The 18,495-nt window shown below is 69.3% G+C and carries 15 protein-coding genes and 1 tRNA gene; 7 read left to right on the top strand and 9 right to left on the bottom strand.

Annotated elements, in window-relative coordinates; translation table 11 throughout:
* The first annotated feature begins 145 nt into the window (after positions 1-145).
* The 4 genes from FBZ87_RS16625 to FBZ87_RS16610 are packed head-to-tail and all read left to right on the top strand — an operon-like array spanning position 146 to position 7,024.
* Positions 146-1,162, top strand: coding sequence for an AAA family ATPase (locus FBZ87_RS16625; RefSeq protein ID WP_411861219.1), 1,017 nt, complete (start codon positions 146-148; stop codon positions 1,160-1,162).
* On the top strand, positions 1,162-2,151 hold the full coding sequence (locus FBZ87_RS16620; protein WP_145611414.1) for a DUF58 domain-containing protein: 990 nt from the start codon (positions 1,162-1,164) through the stop codon (positions 2,149-2,151). Before FBZ87_RS16625 ends, FBZ87_RS16620 begins: the two co-directional genes overlap by 1 nt.
* A complete protein-coding gene (locus FBZ87_RS16615) occupies positions 2,151-4,907 on the top strand; it encodes a DUF4159 domain-containing protein (protein ID WP_145611412.1) in 2,757 nt (918 codons plus the stop codon). Before FBZ87_RS16620 ends, FBZ87_RS16615 begins: the two co-directional genes overlap by 1 nt.
* Positions 4,904-7,024 (top strand): hypothetical protein, encoded by a 2,121-nt coding sequence (locus FBZ87_RS16610; RefSeq protein WP_211106967.1) that lies wholly within the window; start codon positions 4,904-4,906, stop codon positions 7,022-7,024. Before FBZ87_RS16615 ends, FBZ87_RS16610 begins: the two co-directional genes overlap by 4 nt.
* A 37-nt stretch (positions 7,025-7,061) precedes the next feature.
* Here FBZ87_RS16610 and FBZ87_RS16605 read toward each other — a convergent pair whose 3' ends face one another.
* The 3 genes from FBZ87_RS16605 to FBZ87_RS16595 form a co-directional block, all read right to left on the bottom strand.
* The gene (locus FBZ87_RS16605; protein WP_145611410.1) at positions 7,062-8,093 is read right to left on the bottom strand and encodes a hypothetical protein; all 1,032 of its coding nucleotides are present in this window, start codon (positions 8,091-8,093) and stop codon (positions 7,062-7,064) included.
* Between the two features lie 196 nt (positions 8,094-8,289).
* Positions 8,290-9,510 carry an EAL domain-containing protein gene (locus FBZ87_RS16600; RefSeq protein ID WP_246134438.1) on the bottom strand — a complete coding sequence of 407 codons (1,221 nt, stop codon included), beginning with the start codon at positions 9,508-9,510 and terminating at the stop codon, positions 8,290-8,292.
* 528 nt (positions 9,511-10,038) lie between these two features.
* Positions 10,039-10,113, bottom strand: a tRNA-Gln gene (locus tag FBZ87_RS16595).
* Positions 10,114-10,263: 150 nt separating this feature from the next.
* On the opposite strand from FBZ87_RS16595, the gene FBZ87_RS16590 reads away from it, so the two are divergent.
* A complete protein-coding gene (locus FBZ87_RS16590; protein ID WP_145611406.1) occupies positions 10,264-11,205 on the top strand; it encodes an SEL1-like repeat protein in 942 nt (313 codons plus the stop codon).
* Between the two features lie 3 nt (positions 11,206-11,208).
* On the opposite strand, the gene FBZ87_RS16585 is transcribed toward FBZ87_RS16590, so the two are convergent.
* From FBZ87_RS16585 to FBZ87_RS16575, 3 genes are all read right to left on the bottom strand, one after another.
* A complete protein-coding gene (locus tag FBZ87_RS16585; RefSeq protein ID WP_145611404.1) occupies positions 11,209-12,108 on the bottom strand; it encodes a 4-(cytidine 5'-diphospho)-2-C-methyl-D-erythritol kinase in 900 nt (299 codons plus the stop codon).
* 36 nt (positions 12,109-12,144) lie between these two features.
* Complete coding sequence (locus FBZ87_RS29755) at positions 12,145-13,842, bottom strand: tetratricopeptide repeat protein (protein WP_246134437.1); 1,698 nt, start codon at positions 13,840-13,842, stop codon at positions 12,145-12,147.
* Between the two features lie 168 nt (positions 13,843-14,010).
* On the bottom strand, positions 14,011-15,672 hold the full coding sequence (locus tag FBZ87_RS16575; protein ID WP_145611402.1) for an electron transfer flavoprotein-ubiquinone oxidoreductase: 1,662 nt from the start codon (positions 15,670-15,672) through the stop codon (positions 14,011-14,013).
* Positions 15,673-15,827: 155 nt separating this feature from the next.
* On the opposite strand from FBZ87_RS16575, the gene FBZ87_RS16570 reads away from it, so the two are divergent.
* Together FBZ87_RS16570 and FBZ87_RS16565 are read left to right on the top strand one after the other, a co-directional pair.
* Positions 15,828-16,742 carry a uracil-DNA glycosylase gene (locus FBZ87_RS16570; protein WP_145611400.1) on the top strand — a complete coding sequence of 305 codons (915 nt, stop codon included), beginning with the start codon at positions 15,828-15,830 and terminating at the stop codon, positions 16,740-16,742.
* A 122-nt stretch (positions 16,743-16,864) separates the two neighbouring features.
* Positions 16,865-17,551 carry an MT-A70 family methyltransferase gene (locus FBZ87_RS16565; protein ID WP_145611398.1) on the top strand — a complete coding sequence of 229 codons (687 nt, stop codon included), beginning with the start codon at positions 16,865-16,867 and terminating at the stop codon, positions 17,549-17,551.
* Here FBZ87_RS16565 and FBZ87_RS16560 read toward each other — a convergent pair.
* From FBZ87_RS16560 to FBZ87_RS16550, 3 genes are all read right to left on the bottom strand, one after another.
* The gene (locus FBZ87_RS16560) at positions 17,503-17,850 is read right to left on the bottom strand and encodes a hypothetical protein (RefSeq protein WP_145611396.1); all 348 of its coding nucleotides are present in this window, start codon (positions 17,848-17,850) and stop codon (positions 17,503-17,505) included. The two genes, FBZ87_RS16565 and FBZ87_RS16560, sit on opposite strands and share 49 nt — an antisense overlap.
* 8 nt (positions 17,851-17,858) lie before the next feature.
* Positions 17,859-18,068, bottom strand: coding sequence for an addiction module protein (locus FBZ87_RS16555; RefSeq protein ID WP_145611394.1), 210 nt, complete (start codon positions 18,066-18,068; stop codon positions 17,859-17,861).
* Positions 18,069-18,142: 74 nt separating this feature from the next.
* Positions 18,143-18,343 (bottom strand): hypothetical protein, encoded by a 201-nt coding sequence (locus FBZ87_RS16550; RefSeq protein ID WP_145611393.1) that lies wholly within the window; start codon positions 18,341-18,343, stop codon positions 18,143-18,145.
* Between the last annotated feature and the right edge of the window lie 152 nt (positions 18,344-18,495).

The following is an 18,495-nucleotide window of genomic DNA, read 5'->3' as shown; positions in this document are numbered from 1 at the left end:
CCCATCAGCCTATCGGCCGATGCGGGGGGACCGGAAATTTTTCCGATTTCGGCCACAAAGCTAGCATAAAGGGGGCTGGCATAAAGGCCCGGAGCCGGCGTTCTGGCATCGCTGGTGAACAATTGCACTCTTGGGAGACCCCGCGTTGAGCATCACCGACCTGCCCCGTGACCAGGTTTACCCGGATGCGAGCCTGGCTTTGGACATCGAAAACACGGGCCTGAAGCTGGCCAGCGTGCGCGCCATGATCGGCCAGGCCATCTTCGGTCAGGAAGAGGTGATCGACCTCAGCCTCGTCACCCTGCTGGCGGGCGGTCACCTATTGCTGGTGGGCGTGCCGGGCCTGGCCAAGACCCGCCTGGTGGAAACTCTGGGCATCGTGCTGGGCCTGGACGAACGCCGGGTGCAATGCACCCCCGACCTGATGCCCGCCGACATCCTGGGCTCCGAAGTGCTGGAGGAGGGGGAGCACGGCCGCCGCGCATTCCGCTTCATTCCCGGCCCCGTCTTCGCCCAGCTGCTGATGGCGGATGAGATCAACCGCGCCAGCCCGCGCACCCAGTCGGCCCTGCTGCAGGCCATGCAGGAAGGCCGGGTTTCGGTGGCGGGGCAATATCATCCCCTGCCCCGCCCCTTCCATGTGCTGGCGACCCAGAACCCGCTGGAGCAGGAGGGCACATATCCCCTGCCGGAGGCCCAGCTGGACCGATTCCTGCTGCAGGTGGACGTCACCTATCCCGAGCGTGACGCCGAACGGCTGATGATGATCGCCACCACCGGCGCCACCGCCGCCGCCGTGCGGCCGGTGCTGACGGCGGCGGAACTGCAGGCGGCGCAGGAGCTGGTGCGCCGGGTGCCGGTGGGCGACAGCGTGGTCGACGGCATCCTGGACTTGGTGCGCAGCGGCCGGCCGGAGACCAGCGACGTGGCGGAGGTGCGCCGCCACGTGGCCTGGGGCCCCGGCCCCCGCGCCGCCCAGGCCCTGATGCTGGCCAGCCGCGCCCGCGCCCTGATGGACGGGCGCTACACCCCCTCCCTCGACGATGTGGTGGCCCTGGCCAAGCCGGTGCTGCGCCACCGCATGGCGCTGAACTTCAGCGCGCGGGCCGAGGGCGTCACGCTGGACGCCGTCATCGACCGCCTGTGCGCGCCGCTGGCCTGATGTCCCCCAAGGCTCCCCAGAATCCAACAGATCCCGCGCCGGCGGCCAGCCGCCTGCGCGACCGCGCCGACGCCCTGGCCCAGCGCCTGCCGCCGCTGCTGGTGGCGGCGGAGAGGGTGGCCGCCGCGGTGACGCCCGGCCTGCACGGCCGCCGCCGCGTGGGCACGGGCGAGGCGTTCTGGCAGTTCCGCCGCTATCAGCAGGGCGACGACACCGACCAGATCGATTGGCGCCAGTCGGCCAAGGGCGATCATGTCTATGTGCGGGAAAACGAGTGGGAGGCGGCGCAGACCGTCTGGCTGTGGCGCGACGCCGGCCCGTCCATGGACTGGCGGTCGGACCGTGAGCTGCCGCTGAAGCGGGAGCGCGCCGACCTGCTGGCCCTGGCCCTGGCCTGCCTGCTGGTGCGCGGTGGCGAGCGCGTGGGTCTGATGGGCGGTCCCCGCCCGCTGCCCGGCCGCCCGGCGCTGGAGCCCCTGGCCCTGGCGCTGACGCGGGTCCCCTCAGCACCCCCCCCGCCGGTGCCACCGGCACAGCCCCTGGCCCGCCACGCGCGGTTGGTGGTGATGGGCGACCTGCTGGCGCCGCTGGAGGACATCCAGGCGGCGGTCGCCTTCCATGCAGGGCATGGCGTGCGCGGCCACCTGCTGCAGATCCTGGATCCGGCGGAAGAGACCCTGCCTTATGAAGGCCGGGTAGAATTCCGTGCCGTCCATGGCGCGGTGGAGGGTGAGCACCGCCTGCTGGTGCCCCGGGTGGACGGTCTGCGCGGCGCCTATCAGGAGCGGCTGGCCGCCCACCGTGCCGGCCTGGCCCAGATCGCGCGGGCCAGCGGCTGGTCCTTCTCCCTGCACCACACCGACAAGCCGCCGCAGACGGCGCTGCTAGGCCTGTGGGGCGCCTTGTCGCAGGAAAGCGTTAGGACCGCGGCCGCCCATTCCGGCGTTACCCACGCGCCCGCCAATTGGACAAACGAGGGGGGCGCCTGATGGCCTTCGCCAGCCCGCTGGTGCTGTGGGCCCTGGTTCTGCTGCCAGGCCTGTGGTGGCTGTTGCGCCTGACGCCACCCGCCCCCAAGCGCGTCACCTTCCCGGCCTTGCGCCTGCTGCTGGGCCTGACCGCGAAGGAAGAGACGCCCGCGCGCACGCCCTGGTGGCTGCTGGTGCTGCGCCTGGCCCTCTGCGCGTTGCTGATCATCGGCCTGGCCCGGCCGCTGCTGCACCCCGACGCCACATCCGTCGCGGGCACGGCCCCCTTGTTGCTGGTGGTCGACAGCGGCTGGGCCGCCGGCCGGGACTGGCCGGAGCGGCAGCAGGCGCTGGACCGGCTGGTGACCCAGGCGGAACGCCAGGACCGCCCCGTGCTGCTGCTGGCCACCGCCGCCGGCGCCGGCGGCGACGCGCCACAGGTGCAGGGTCCCATGAGCGCCACGGCTGCACGCCGGCTGGTGCAGGCCCTGGCGCCGCAGCCCTGGCCCACTGACCGCGCCGCGGCCCTGGGCGCCCTGGATACCGCCCAGAAGAGCGGCCCCCTGGCCGGCGTCGCCGCCGACAGCTACTGGCTGGCCGATGGCCTGAACGACGGCAGCGTGGCAGCCCTGGCCGGCCGCCTGCGCGCCCTGGGACGCGTCACGGTGATGACGGCCGGCGCCGACCATGGCCCGCTGCTGCTGCGGGCGCCGAATAATGACGGGGGCACGCTGATGGTGCCGGTGGAACGGGCGGAAGGGGCCCAAGCCCAGCCCATCGCCGTCGAGGCGTTGGGCGAGGACGGCCGCGCCCTGGGCCGGGCGGACGGCATCTTCGCCCCCGGCCAGCGCCAGCTGACCCTGCCCCTGATCCTGCCCGGGGAGCTGCGCAACGCTGCCGTCCGCCTGCACCTGGAGGACCGCGCGGGCGTGGGCGCCAGCCTGCTGCTGGACGATCGCTGGCGCCGCCGCCCTGTGGGCCTGGCCACCGCCGGTCCCGGCGGCGACAACCAGCCCCTGCTGTCCAGCCTCTACTATCTGGACCGGGCCCTGGCCCCCTATGCCGAGGTGCGGCGCGGCACCATCTCCGCGCTGCTGGACGGCGGGGTCTCCATCCTGGTGCTGCCCGACAGCGGCGCCCTGACCGACAGCGACACCGCCCGCCTGGCCCGCTGGATAGACCAGGGCGGCGTGCTGGTGCGCTTCGGCGGCACCCGCCTGGCCCATGAGTCAGAGCCCATCGGCGCTGAGACCCTGTTGCCCGTGCGCCTGCGCGGCGGCGACCGCTCCCTGGGCGGCGCCCTGTCCTGGACCACGCCCGCCCACCTGGCGCCCTTCGACGACAAAAGCCCCTTCGCCGGCCTGGCGGTGCCGCCCGACGTGACCGTCAGCCGCCAGGTGCTGGCGGAACCCGGGCCCGACATGGGCGACAAGGTCTGGGCGCGGCTGGAGGACGGCACGCCCCTGGTGACGGGCGAGCGGCGGGGCAAGGGCTGGCTGGCGCTGGTGCACACCAGCGCCGACCCCGCCTGGTCCAACCTGGCGCTGTCGGGCCTCTACGTCGACATGCTGCGCCGCCTGGTGGCCCTCAGCGACGGCCTGCCCGGCGGTATTGGCGGCAACGCCGGCGGCGCCCTGCCGCCCCTGTCCCTGCTGGACGGCCAGGGCCGGCTGGTCGCCCCCTCCGCCGTGGCCCAACCGCTGGAGCCGGAAGGCAAGGATGAGGCCGCCGGTACCCCGGTGGGGCCGCTGCACCCGCCGGGCTATTACGGCGTGGGTGACCGGCGCCGCGCCCTGAACCTGGCTGGGTCCGTGGCGCCGCTGGTGCCCATGGAGCCGCTGGCCGGCGTCGCCTACCAGGGCTTCGGCGGCACGCGGGAAACGGACCTGCGCCCCTGGTTCCTGGGCCTCGCGGCGGCGCTGTGGGTGGCCGACCTGCTCCTGTCGCTGCTGGTACGGGGCCTGCTGCCCACCTCGCTGCGGCCCAAAGCGCGCTGGCGCCGGGGCGCCGCCGCGGCGGCACTGGCGCTGGCAACGGTGCTGGCCGCCCCGCGCGGGCATGCCGCCACGCCGGACGATGAGATCGTGAAGGCCACCACCGCCAACTGGCTGGCCTATGTCGAGACGGGCGACCGCGCCGCCGACGCCACCACCAAGGCCGGCCTGCTGGGACTGGGCGAACAGCTGAACCGCCGCACGGCGGTGGAGGTGGCGGGCGCCATGAGCGTGAACGTGGAGAAGGACGACCTGGCCCTGTTCCCCCTGCTGTACTGGGTGGTGACGCCGGGCCAAGCCGCCCCGTCCGACGCGGCGGTGGCCAAGCTGAACCAGTACCTCCACGCCGGCGGCATGATCCTGTTCGACACCCGAGACCAAGGCGCCCCGGACGCCGGCATCCAGGCGCGCCTGCGCGACCTGACCCACGGCCTGGACATCCCGCCCCTGGCCCCGGTGGGGCCGGAGCACGTGCTGGGCCGCACCTTCTTCCTGATGCAGGACTTCCCCGGCCGCCAGGCGGGGGGCCAGGTATGGGCGGAAGCCTCCGAGGGCCGTGTGAACGATGGCGTCTCACCCGTGCTGGTGGGCGGTAACGACTGGGCCGGCGCCTGGGCCATCGACGGCCGGGGCCGGCCGCTGAACGCCGTGGTGCCGGGTGGGGAGCGCCAGCGCGAGATGGCCTACCGCTTCGGCATCAACCTGGTGATGTACGCCCTGACCGGCAATTACAAGGCCGACCAGGTGCACGTGCCGGCCATCCTGGAGCGGCTGGGCCAATGATGAACCTGTTCGCCGGCCTCAGCATCAGTTTCGAACCCTTGCTGCCCGCCTGGCTGCTGATCCTGCTGGGCGCGCTGTCGCTGCTGGGCCTGGCGCTCATGGCCTGGCGCCGGGCGCGCGGCCTGACCTGGCGCGCGGTCACCCTGGCGGCGCTGGCCCTGTTGCTGCTGGACCCCGCGCTGGTGCGGGAGGACCGCCATCCGCTGAAGGACGTGGCCGTGGTGGTGGTCGACACCTCCGCCAGCCAGAACGTGGGCCACCGCAAGGAGCGCACGGACGCCGCCCTGGCCGCCCTCAAGGCCAAGCTGTCCCAGGTGCCCGACCTGGACCTGCGGGTGGTGGAGACCGGCACCTCCACCGCCGGCGGCAAGGGGGAGGAGACGCGGGCCATCGACGCCCTGACCCAGGCTGTGGCCGACGTGCCCCGCCGCCGCCTGGCCGGCGCCATCCTGCTGACCGACGGCCAGGTGCACGACGTGCCGGAAAAGCCGGAGAGCCTGGCCGACCTGGGCCCCGTGCACACCCTGCTGACGGGTGAGCATGGCGAGGGCGACCGTCGCCTGGTGCTGGTGCGCGGCCCCAGCTATGGCATCGTCGGCAAGACGGTCACCGCCACCGTGCGGGTGGAGGACCTGCCGGCGGGAAAGGGTGCGGACAGCGCCCTGCTGACCATCCGCCAGGACGGCCAGCCCGAGCGGCAGGTGCCGGTGCCGGTGGGGGAGGACGTTCCCCTGACCATTACCGTGGGCCATGGCGGGCCCAACCTGCTGGAACTGTCGGTCAACGCCGGCCCGGCCGAGCTGTCCATGGCCAACAACCGCACCGCCTTCATCGTCAACGGCGTGCGCGACCGCCTGCGCGTGCTGCTGGTGTCGGGCGAGCCGCACGCGGGTGAGCGCACCTGGCGGGACCTGCTGAAGGCAGACCCGGCGGTGGATCTGGTGCACTTCACCATCCTGCGCTCGCAGGAGAAGTCCGACAGCACGCCCATCCGCGAGCTGTCGCTGATCCAGTTCCCCATTCGCGAACTGTTCGAGGTGAAGCTGAACGACTTCGACCTCGTCATCTTCGACCGCTATCGCCAGCGCAACGTCCTGCCCATGGGCTATCTCGCCAACATCGCGGAATATGTGCGCAACGGCGGCGCCTTCCTGGAGGCCAGCGGCCCCGCCTACGCCACGCCGCTGTCGCTGTACCGCACGCCGCTGGGCGAGATCCTGCCGGGCGAGCCCACGGGCACCGTGACGGAACAGCCCTACACCCCCACCCTGACCGAGGCCGGCCGCCGCCATCCCGTCACGGCCGGCCTGGATGGTTATGGCGAGACCGCGCCGGCCCAGGGAAACCAGCAGAAAGCCCCCTGGGGACGCTGGTTCCGCCAGATCGACATCGTGCCGCGCCAGGGCACGGTGGTGATGAACGGCGCCAACAACCAGCCGCTGGTGGTGCTGGACCGCGTGGGCAAGGGACGCGTAGCCCAGATCGCGTCCGACCATATGTGGCTATGGTCGCGCGGCTTTGAGGGCGGCGGCCCGGCGGCGGAACTGCTGCGCCGCCTGGCCCACTGGCTGATGAAGGAGCCGGCGCTGGAGGAAGACGACCTCAAGGCGCACGTCGACGGCGATCGCCTGGTGGTGGAACGCCGCTCCTTGAAGCCGGATGCCGACCCGGTGGAAGTACGATCTCCCAGCGACGCCGTCACCACCCTGCCCCTGGCCGACAGCCCCGACGGCGTCGCGCGCGGCAGCCTGGAGGCGACCGAGCCCGGCCTGTGGCGGGTGAAGGATGGCGACCGCACCGCCCTGGCCGTGGTGGGCGCCCTGAACCCGCCGGAACTGGCCGACATGCGCACCACCCCCGACCGCCTGGCCCCGCTGGCCAAGGCCACCGGTGGTGGTATGTTCTGGCTGGTGGATGGGTCCGGTGCTGGCGGCCTGCCTGACCTTCGCCGGGTCAGTCCCGGCCAGAGTGCCGCCGGCGGTAGCTGGCTGGGCCTGCGCGCCAACGGCGACTACACCGTCACCGGCGTCGCCCGCGTGCCCCTGGTGCCCGCCTGGCTGGCGCTGCTGGTCCTGGCCGCCCTGCTGGTCCTGGGCTGGCGCCGCGAGGGTCGCTGAAGCGGTTGATCAGCGTAAACGCCTCACGCACCCCGCCTCACGCACCCCGTTGCCAGACCTTGGTCACCAGGAAGTGCTGGGCCAGGAACTGATAGGTCTTCTTCAGGCGCGCCTCCAACTCGGGGCCGCGTTCCAGCGGTTCGCCGTCCCAGGCATAGATCATGTCGTCCCACAGCATCAGGCGGGTGTGCAGCTCATCGCGCATGCGGCGGATGAAGGCCACCTGGCTGTCGTAGGATTTCAGCACCGCCATGATCTCGCTGGTCTGGGCATCCAGCTGGCCGAAGATGTCCTCGAAATCCAGGATGGGCTGCTTGACCAGGGCCATCATGCGCGTCATGTCGGCCTGCAACTGGCGGTCGGTCTTATAGATGCGGCCGGCCTGGGCCACGCCGGCGATGATCTGCTGCACCTGGCCGTAACGGTCGCGCAGTGCCTCGATATAAGACAGCTCGCGGGCGATCGACTCGACCTTGTCCACGATCTCCTGCTTGCGGTCATCGGGCAGGCCGAAGCGGCGGGCCAGTTCGCTGAAGGCCTGCTGGGCGCGCTGCTTGGTCTGCGGATCCTCCACCACCTGTTCCAGCTGACCGCGGTCGGTGACCAAGGTTTCCTTGCCCGTGATCCAGGACACCAGCTGCACGGTGATTCGGCCGCGCGCGATCTGCAGGTGGCTGTCTTCCACCCGCCAGGACGCGCTGCCGTCCAGCAGTTCGCGCGGGATGCTGTCGCCAGGCCGGATGGTCTTGACATATTTCAGGCCACGCTCGACCACGCCCAGCAGGGTGGCGTCGGCGCTGTTGTCGTCGATGCCGAAGGCTTCGCGCAGGGTGCGGAAGGGTATCTTGCCCCACACGTCGCCCAGCTGGACGTTGTAGACGGCCTCATTGGTGTCGCGGGTGAAGGAGAAGAAGGCGCCGGGGACAGCGAAGACCTTGTTCTCGAACATGAAATGCGTGCTGCGGCTGGCCTCTGCCTCATCCGAGGCGGCACGCGACGCACCCGCGGCACCGTCGCCAGCGCCTTCCTCGGCCGCGGCCGCCTGCACCGGATAGTCACGTCCCAACATCGTCTCCGGTCAGTTCCGCCCGACACGCCGTCCTGATATCAGCCTGCGGGAACGACCCTGCGCTCCCCGGCTGCAACCGGATGGCCCCCTGGCAGAAGGTGACACAGATGCCGGCCCGGCGATAACCTCATTTTAATGAGGCAAGCTTACCAGGTAGTTAAGTCGGCGGCGGCATTGGCTGACCGGGCTTACCCTATCAGTCGTCATTCATCACCTGCGCCGTCTTCAGCGCGTCCCGCACCAGGACGCTCTTGCGCAGGATGTTGTCGATGACGCGGCCCTGCACCAGGCTGATGCCCATCTTCTCGGCCCAGATGAGGCCGGAGACGGTGCCGCAGCGGGCCAGGATGTAGCGGCAGTTTTCCTGCTGCCGCACCTTTTCCTGCAGGGCCTCGATCTCCTCCTCCGTCATGCTTTCCATGTCGGGGGACCAGATGATCTTGGCGTAATCGCAGGCCATGTATTCCAGGTCCATGTGCGTGACCCAGAAGTCGTTCAGTCCGTCGATGCAGATCTTGTAGCCACGGGTGGCGGCGAAATCGACGACCTCCTTGTACATCGAGACGTTCTCGATCAGGTCGGTCTTGTTGATTTCCAGGACGACGTTGCCGCGCAGGTCGGTCGTCAACCGCTCATCGAACTTCACGAAGCTGGCCGACAGGATGGTGGCCAGGTTCAGGTTCAGGCCCAGGCGCTTGCCACGCAGGAAGTCCACGCCGTAGTTCAGCGCGCGCAGGACCGACAGGTCCAACTGCGAGGTGAAGTAGCTGAACAGCCAGCGGTTGGCGGTGATGTCGAACTCGGGCGACAGCCGCTCTTCCAGCGCCTTGATGGCGATGTAGAGCTCGAAATACTCGTACTCGTTCTCGGTGGGGTTCTGGATGTTCACCACCGGCTGGTTCAGCATGAAGGGCGACAGGTCGAACATCTGCACGGCGCGTTCGATCTTGCCCAATTCCTCCAGCGTAATGGGGGGCTTGGTCTGTTCGACCGGCGCGTCGCCGCCCTCGCCCTTCTGCAGGCCTTCAATGAAGCGGATGACGCTCACGAAGTTGAGCGACAGCTCCATGATCGAATAGAGGCTGTCTTCCCGGTAGGGGTTCTGCTTCGTCATCGTCGTGCGCGACAGCAGCAGCTTTTCGATCTTCGAGCAGACGTCGCTAATCAGCGAGAACTTGATGCCCTTGTACAGGACGATGACGTCGTCGTTGGACAGGTTGAAGACCTGCAGGTACGACGAATTGTCCGCCGTTTCCTGCATTGCGCGTTTGATGGACATGAGGTCCAGGTTGCTCTTGTCCTTCAGCAGGGACAGATGCAGGTGGATGAGACGCAGGCCCTGCAGTTCCCGCTTGGCGGACTGCAGCAGGGTCAACAGCTTCTGATCGTCGTATTCCGGCTTTTCAGGCAACGCCACCGGACGTTCGCCGGGCTTTACCCGGACCCAATCCCGTTTCGGCGCATTCGGACGATTCATCTCATCTCCGCAACCGGATGCTCCCAAGGCTCCGGGCAACAACTAGGACGGGCAAATTTTCCACTGTGGACCGGGCCCACGCCCTTGAGCCCCAAGCAACCCGAAACCCCGTCATCCGCAGGCGCCCGCAGGATGGGGCCACACCGCCACCGCGTCCTCCGGGCCATCCGCGTACAACCTTCCCTGACAGGATATCATGGCCGATACATTGGCCAATTCAATATCCCGCTATCCCTCAGGATGGCGCCCCCAACAGGCAAACCTATCCTTGCGGCAATAATACTTTGGAAGAGGCGGTGACGATACCTAAAATTTGACGAATCCTGACATTGCGCCCCATCGGCACCGCATTGGCCTCGAATCGTGCAGTATAGGCCAGGCCCACACTAATGGCATCGGCAGCCACGACAGTAATACACGCCCAAGTGGCGCGCCTGACCTTGGAATCGAGAAAATAGCCGGAAGGGATGGCTGGGGCGGGAGGGATCGAACCTCCGCATGGCGGAATCAAAATCCGCTGCCTTACCGCTTGGCGACGCCCCATCACCGGGCCTCCCGTCAGGGAGGGCGGCACCATAATCAGAAAGCCCGGCGGACGCAACGCCCCAAATCGCCCTGACCTTTTCCGCGAAACGCTGGCGCCGATCCCCCGCCGTGGCACTATGGCGGTACGCTCCCTCGCCCGGCCATCCCATGCCCCTTCCCTCGCCTATTCCCGCCCTGGCCATCCTGCTGCTGGCCGGCACCGCCCTGGCCGCCCCCAGCCGCTTGCCGGAGCCGCCGCCCGCTGGAGCCGACGCCGGCCTGCTGGCGCTGGACGCCCGGGCGCGCGCCGGTGATGCCCAGGCGCAGCTGGATCTGGCTGACGCCTATGGCGACGTCCCCTTCGACCGCCCCGCCGACGTGGCCCGGGCCAGCGCCTGGTACCGGCTGGCGGCCGCCACGCCGGACCCCGTCCTCCGCCGGCAGGCTTGCGCCGCCCTGGGCACGCTGGAGGCCGGCGGCATGGGCTGGCCGGAAAACATCGCGGCCGCCCTGCCCTGGTACCGCTGCGCCGCCGATCTGGGCGACGTGCAGTCGCAGTTCAATCTGGGCCTGCTGTATGACGAGGGCGTGGACGTGCCGGCGGACGCGGCCCAGGCGGAGGCCTGGTACCGCCGCGCCGCCGAGGGCGGCCTCGTGCTGGCGCTGGAGCGGCTGGGGGCCCTGGCCGAGCGCGGCCATGACCGGGACGCCGCCGCGCGCCTGTACGGTGAGGCGGCGGCCAAGGGTGACGTCGCGGCCGTCCACGCCTTGGCCCGTCTCAAGCGCGGCGGGCCGTCACCACAGGTGGTGGGCATTGGTTTGGCGGCGCAATCGCAAGACCCCGCCACCGTCAAGCCGGCGCCCAGGCCCGTCCCCGGCCAGCCGCGCACGCCGCCGGCCGCCGTCGGCGCGGACGAACTGCGCCTGATCCAGCAGCGCCTGCGCGACCTGGGGTACCTGCACGGGCCGGCGGACGGCCGCCTGGGCGCCCGCACGGCCAACGCCATCCTGGCCTATGAGGCGGCGCACCCGGCGGTTTGGGACGAAACGGCACCGCCACCGGACGGCTGGCCCGGCCGTGACCTGCTGGCGCGCCTCTCCCGGCCCTGAGACTCAGGCGTCCGCTACCACCTCGGCCGCTGGCACCTCGGGCAGCAGGGCGGTGGCCTTGACCCACCAGGTCGGGCGCACGCGGTTGATCAAGGCGGCGGCCGAGGCCGCCGCCGCGACATCGGCATAGAGGCCGATGCAGGTGGCGCCGCTGCCCGACATGCGGGCCAGCAGGCAGCCCGGCGTCGCATCCAGGGCGGCCAGCACATCGGTGATGGCGGGCGACAGGCTTTCGGCGGCGGCCCCCAGATCATTGCCCCGCGCCCGCAGCAGCAGGGCGAAGTCGGCCACGTCCACGGGATCGCGTTCCAGCCGGCCGGCGGTGGACCAGGCGCCGGTGCGGGCGGCGAAGACGTCCTTGGTCGGCATGTGCACGCCGGGGTTCACCAGCAGCAGGGCGGCCGGCGGCAGGGTGGGCCCGGCCACCACCTGCTCCCCCGCGCCGCCGAAATAGGCGGTGCGGCCGAACAGGCATACGGGCACATCGGCGCCCAGCGTGGGCGCCAGCTCCACCAGGCGGGCATCATCCTGCGCCACGCCCCACAGCTCGGCCAGCGCCTTCAGGGTGGCGGCAGCATCGGCCGAACCGCCGCCGATGCCGGACGCCACCGGCAGGTTCTTGGTCAGGCGGATGGCGACGTGCGGGTCGCGACCCAGAACGTCGGCCAGGGCGTGCGCGGCGCGGGACACCAGGTTGCGGCCCGTGCCCTCGGCCACCAGGGTGCTGCCGAAGGGGCCGTCGATGGCCAGGCTGAAACCCGGCGCCTCGGTCACGGTGATCAGGTCGTGGGCGGTGGCGAACACCACCAGGCTATCCAGCTCATGATAGCCGTCGGGCCGCTTGCCCAGCACGTGCAGGTACAGGTTCAGCTTGGCGGCGGCGGCGGCGCTTACCGTGGTCACGGGGATCGGTCCTTCAACAAATCTTGGGTATCGGAATTATTGGGGTGCTGCGGGGTCGCGCTTCAGCTTTTCATCCAGCGCGGCCTTCAGGCTGTCGTCCGGATTCTCGCGCGCGGCGCGTTGCCACTGATAGTGCGCTTCGAGCCGCCGGCCGGTGGCCCAGTAGGCGTCGCCCAGATGGTCGTTGATGGCCGGATCGCGGGACTTCAGCTCCGCCGCGCGTTCCAGCAGATCAACCGCGCCGGGGATGTCGCCCGCACGGTACTTGGCCCAGCCCAGGCTGTCGATGATGGCGCCGTCGTTGGGGCGCAGCTTCACCGCCTGCTCCAGCAGCTGGCGCGCCTGGTCCAGCTTCACGCCCTTTTCCGACCAGGCATAGCCCAGGTAATTCAGGACGCCCGGCTGATTGGGCTGCAGCTGCAGGGCGCGCAGCAGGTCGGACTCCGCCTCCGGCCAATGCCCCATCTGGTCCTGCACGGTGGCGCGGGCATAATAGAGGAACCAGTCGCCGCCATTCGGGCGGCCGCCCAGGCGTTCGATGGCCTGGTTATAGGCGGTCAAGGCCTCGGGAAGCTTATGGTCGGCGCGCAGCAGATCGCCCAGGCGCACCAGGGCGTCGCTGCGGTCCGGCCTCTCGGACGCCATGGCCCGCAGGATGCCGGCCGCCTCCTGCGTCTTGTTAAGACGGGCGAGGGCGTCAGCCTGGCGCAGACGCGCCGCCCACAGCAGGCCCGCGTCCGCCTTCTCCCCCGTCTTCATACCCAGGTCGGCGACGACGGCAGCATATTCGGCCGCCGCCTCCTGATCCCGGTTCATTTCCGTCAGCGTTTCGCCCGCCAGCATGCGGGCGGGGGCCAGCGATGGGTCCAGGTGCAAGGCCAGGCGGCTATAGAGCAAAGCCACCTCCGCCACCTTTTCCTGGTTGATGGCGGCAGCCACGTCGAACAGCGCCTCCGCCAGGCCTTCGGTGGCGTTGGCCACCATGCGGCCCGGGTGGGGACGGGACAGCAGGGCGCGGGCGGCGTCGCCCATGGGGCCCTTGGGGTCCGCCTGCAGGATGGCCGCCACCGCCGCCTGCGCCAGGTCGGCGTGCCCCATGCGCATTTCGAAATTGGCGCGCAGCATGGCGACGCGCAGCACCTGGCCACCGTCCGAGGCCTGGGCGTACCAGCTGCGGGCCGCATCCTCGTGGCCCGCCAGATCCTCGATCAGGGCGGCGTGCAGGGCCGCCATGGCGCGGAAGGACTGCTGCGCCTCCAGCGGTTCCAGCGCCGCCTTGGCGGCGGCCCAGTCACCCTTGCGCGCCTTGACCCAGGCGGTCACCAGCGGCCGCATGAAGGTGCCCAGACCGTCCTGGGGCAGGGCATCGATGGCGTGCAGCGCGCCCGGCTCGTCCCCTGCCGCCACGGCGTCGGCCGCCAGCAGGGTCAGGGCCACCGGATTGCCGTCCTTGGCCGCCACCAGGCGCTTGGCCAGGGGCAGCGCCACCTTGGTGCGGCCCAGGCCGACATTGATCAGCACGGCGCGGCGCAGCAGGGTCAGGTCGTCGGGGTCGGACTTGAGGCTGAGCGCCAGGAAGTCGGCCGCCGCCGTCCAGTCGCCCGCCCCCTGCGCCACCTTGCCGGCGACGAAGGCCGCCAGCGGGTCGGGGCCACCCCCCTGCTCCGGCGCCTTGGCCGCCCAGGCGGAATGCCCCCAAGCCCCCGTCAGGCCCGCCGTCAGCAGGCCCGCCATGACCACCGTTGATGTCCGCCGCAAAAACCGCACGAGATCGCCGCCGTCTATTCTTAAGGTCCGGGTGCCCAAGCTAATCGGGAAACGCGGCCGGAACAACCGCGCCGGTCAGACACGGGCGGAAACAAAAAAGGCGCCCGGTGCTGGGCGCCTTTTCATGAAGCGGGCTTACATGTTGGGATAATTGGGGCCCCCGCCGCCCTCCGGCACCGTCCAGTTGATGTTCTGGGTCGGGTCCTTGATGTCGCAGGTCTTACAGTGCACGCAGTTCTGCGCGTTGATGACGAAGCGCGGGTTCTGCCCGTTGTCGTCGCGCGTGACCTCATACACCCCGGCGGGGCAGTAGCGCTGCGCCGGCTCGTCATACGTGGGCAGGTTGAAGGCGATGGGGACGGTCGGGTCCTTCAGCTTCAGGTGCGACGGCTGGTCTTCCTCATGGTTGGTGTTGGAGATGAACACCGAGGACAGGCGGTCGAAGCTGATGACGCCGTCGGCCTTGGGATAGGCGATCTTCTTGGCGTTGGCCGCCGGCACCAGGCTCTCATGGTCCGGCTTGCCGTGATGCTGGGTCCAGCCCACCAGGAAGCCCAGCTTCAGGTCGTTCAGCCACATGTGCAGGCCGCCCAGGGCCGTGCCCAGCCACATGCCGTGCTTCAGGCTGGGCTTCACGTTGCGCACCTTGTACAGGTCCTGGAAGACCCAGCTCTGACGCCACTTGGTCTCAAGATCCGTCAGCGCGTCATGGCCCTCGCTGCCCGCCGCCAGGCGCTCGAACGCCGCCTCGGCCGCCAGCATGCCGGTCTTCATGGCGTTGTGGCTGCCCTTGATGCGGGGCAGGTTGACGAAGCCGGCGGCGCAGCCGATCAGCGCGCCGCCGGGGAAGGTCAGCTTCGGCACGGACTGCAACCCACCCTCGTTGATGGCGCGGGCGCCGTAGGACAGGCGCTTGCCCCCCTCCAGATAGGGACGGATCAGCGGGTGCTGCTTGAAGCGCTGGAATTCCTCGAACGGCGACAGGTAGGGGTTGGTGTAGTTCAGGTGGACGACGAAGCCGATGGCCACCTGGTTGTCCTCCAGGTGGTACATGAAGGACCCGCCCCCGGTCTTGCTGTCCAGCGGCCAGCCCTGGCTGTGCAACACCAGGCCCTGTTTATGCTTGGCGGGGTCGATCTGCCACAGCTCCTTGATGCCGATGCCGTACTTCTGGGGATCCACGCCGTCGCGCAGGTTGAAGCGGGCCATCAGCTCCTTCGACAGGTTGCCCCGCACGCCCTCGGCGAACAGCGTGTACTTGCCATGCAGCTCCATGCCGGGGGTGTAGCGGTCCGTCGGCTCCCCATCCTTGCCGATGCCCATGTCGCCGGTGGCGATGCCCTTGACCGAGCCGTCGTCGTGGTACAGCACCTCGGCCGCGGCGAAGCCGGGGTAGATTTCAACGCCCAGTTCCTCGGCCTGTTGCGCCAGCCAGCGGCAGACGTTGCCCAGGCTGACGATGTAGTTGCCGTGGTTGTTCATCAGCGGCGGCAGCAGCGCATTGGGAATGCGCATGGAGCCGACCTCGGTCAGGATGTAGAAGCGGTCGTCGGTGACGGGGGTGTTGAGCGGCGCGCCCTTCTCTTTCCAGTCGGGAATCAGCTCATTCAGGGCGATGGGATCGATGACGGCGCCCGACAGGATGTGGGCCCCGACCTCCGATCCCTTTTCGATGACGCAGACGCTGATCTCCTTGTCCGCGGCGGCGGCCAGCTGCTTCAGCCGTATCGCGGCCGACAACCCCGAGGGGCCGGCGCCAACGACGACGACGTCATACTCCATCGACTCCCGTTCCATGTCTTTCGCCTTCTTTTTCCCAGGTTACCGGTGCGGAGTTCCGTGGCTTGCGTGCGGGCCCTCGCGGACGAACCCTAAAGGGAGCGCGTCATTTTCGCGCGCGCTCGCCCCATGCGGTTGATGAAGAAACACACCAGCGATGGTAGGGTCAAATCATGATTGACACGGCAAAAGCCGTCACGGATCTGGCCTGGCTGGTCGAGATCGGTGCCGACGAAGCGATCAACGACCAGCCGACGGACTGGACCCAGGTGGCCAGCCGCAGGGCGCCTACTGCGCGCGACGCCGGCCCGGGCCGCCCGCCGGCCGGCGCCCCGTCCGCCGCCGCCCCTGGCCGTTCCGCCACACCGCCGGAAAAAAGTTTCGGTGGCCCGCCTCCCCTCGCTGCCCTGGCTGGCGGCGATGGTCCGCCCGGCAGCCCCTTGGGCATGAGCGAGGCCCGGGCCAGCGCCCGCGGTGCCGCCATGGCCGCCACCACGCTGGACGAACTGCACAAGGCCCTGCTGGCCTTTGACGGCTGCCCCCTGAAGCAAACCGCCAGCTCCACCGTCTTCGCCGACGGCAACCCCAAGGCGCGCGTCATGCTGGTGGGCGAGGCGCCGGGCGAGCAGGAGGACAGGCAGGGCAAGCCCTTCGTCGGGCCGGCCGGCGCGCTGCTGGACAAGATGCTGGCCGCCATCGGCCTGGACCGCCATGCCGAAGCGCCGGACAAGGCGGTCTATATCAGCAACATCCTGCCCTGGCGCCCGCCCGGCAACCGCAACCCCACGGACAGCGAGATCGCCGCCTGCCTGCCCTTTGTCCAGCGGCATGTGGAGATTGCCGACCCCGACATCCTGGTCTTCCTGGGCGGCATCTCGGCCAAGACCCTGCTGGCCAAGACGGAGGGCATCACCCGGCTGCGCGGCCGGTGGTTCGACTACGGCAGCCCCGGCCTGACCCGGCCCCTGCCCGCCCTGGCCCTGCTGCACCCCGCCTATCTGCTGCGCAACCCGGGCGCCAAGCGCGAAACCTGGCGGGACCTTCTGTCGCTGCGCCAACGTCTTCAGGCCTTGCCGCCCCGCCCGTAAGGCCGCATAAACGATGATCATCCCTTGCGCCGCCCGGGCGCTCGTGTTCTACATATGTTCCGTAGCCTTCTTCACTTTATTTCCCGGCCAGTGATGAACGGACGGATGGACGGCAAGCCGGCATGACCCTCCCTGTGACCTCCGCCCCCTCCCCCGCTCAGCCCGATCTGGACCCGGCGCGCGACCTGTTGGCCGTGGCCGGCAAGAAGCGTTTCGCCACCGTGCTGGCGGACCCGCCCTGGCGATTCGTGAACCGCACCGGCAAGATGGCGCCGGAGCATCACCGCCTGTCGCGCTACGGCACCCTATCGGTGGAGGAGATTTGCGCCCTGCCGGTGGCCAAGGTGCTGGCCGACACGGCGCATCTGTACCTGTGGGTGCCCAATGCCCTGCTGCCGGAGGGGTTGCAGGTCATGCAGGCCTGGGGCTTCCAGTACAAGACCAACCTGGTGTGGCATAAGCTGCGCAAGGACGGCGGCTCCGACGGGCGCGGCGTGGGCTTCTATTTCCGCAACGTCACCGAACTGATCCTGTTCGGTGTGCGCGGCAAGAATGCCCGCACGCTGGACCCCGGCCGCACCCAGGTGAACTATCTAGGCACGCGCAAGCGGGAGCATTCGCGCAAGCCCGATGAGCAGTACGACCTGATCGAGGCCTGCAGCCCCGGCCCCTATCTGGAGATGTTCGCCCGCGGCGCCCGGCCCAAATGGACCGTGTGGGGCAACCAGGCCGACGACAGCTATGAGCCCACCTGGGACACCTACGCCCACAACTCCGCCACCCAGCGCCGCGTCGCGGCGGCGGAGTAATCGGACGGCCCTATCGGCGCCATCGCCTTGGATGGCGCCGCATATGAACGCCCCCTGTGACATAGACGTTGCCGCCACTCACCTTGAAATACGGCGCATAGGGAAAACCATTGATGATCGCTCGCCGGGATACCCGCCCGGACGATGGGGAATTGGTGCGGATTGCCCTGAATACGAGCCAACACACCATCGACGGCGATCAGGAAGCGTGTTCCCAAATCCGGAAGCTGATCATCATACCACTGCCGTGCCGCCTCAATTTCCGACTGCGCGACGGGCAGGAAATAGAGATTCAGCATTTCACCAGTCAGGTCCGGTTCCGCCACAAACTTGCCCGCACCTCCGACCAAGGAACAGCATGCCGCTTGTCTTCCTCAAAAGTCGCATCGCGGCGATCGAGTTCAGCGGCCAGCGCTTCCGATATCGGTAGCGCCTCATTCTCCAAGCTGTCGCAAAGCTCCCCGATCAGATCGAGACGCTCCTCAACGGTCAGATGGCTGAAGTCTATGGCGGACATGGGCACCGGTCCTAAGCAAGTCGCCCATTAAAGATGGCAGCCGGCCTTCCTCATGTCGAGGTCCCCCGAAAATTTCACCGCCCGCGGCGCCCCCAGAAGGTGCGGCCCTTGCGGCTGGTTTGGGCTTCCAGGAAGGATTCCTCCAGTGCCGCCATCTGCTCGGCCGTCAGGCCCAAGGGCAGGTAGTCGATACCCGACAGTTCACGCAAGGCCTGGTCGTCCATTACCCCCTGAAGGGCGGTCCGCTTACCGTCAGCATCGAACAGACGCCGCATCGCCTAACCTCAAGCCAAACTGCCAAACATTCGAACGGCATCCCAATTCCGGCACCGATTCCACGGGCGCGATCGCCCAGGCAACATCGCATGGAATGCCGCTTTTTCGCGGCAAAGGCCACGTGGCAAAAGGTTAGGCTGTTACAACCGAC

Source organism: Nitrospirillum amazonense (genome assembly GCF_007828035.1).
In the GTDB taxonomy this organism is placed as follows: domain Bacteria; phylum Pseudomonadota; class Alphaproteobacteria; order Azospirillales; family Azospirillaceae; genus Nitrospirillum; species Nitrospirillum amazonense.
This window is presented reverse-complemented; position numbering and strand designations above follow the sequence as displayed.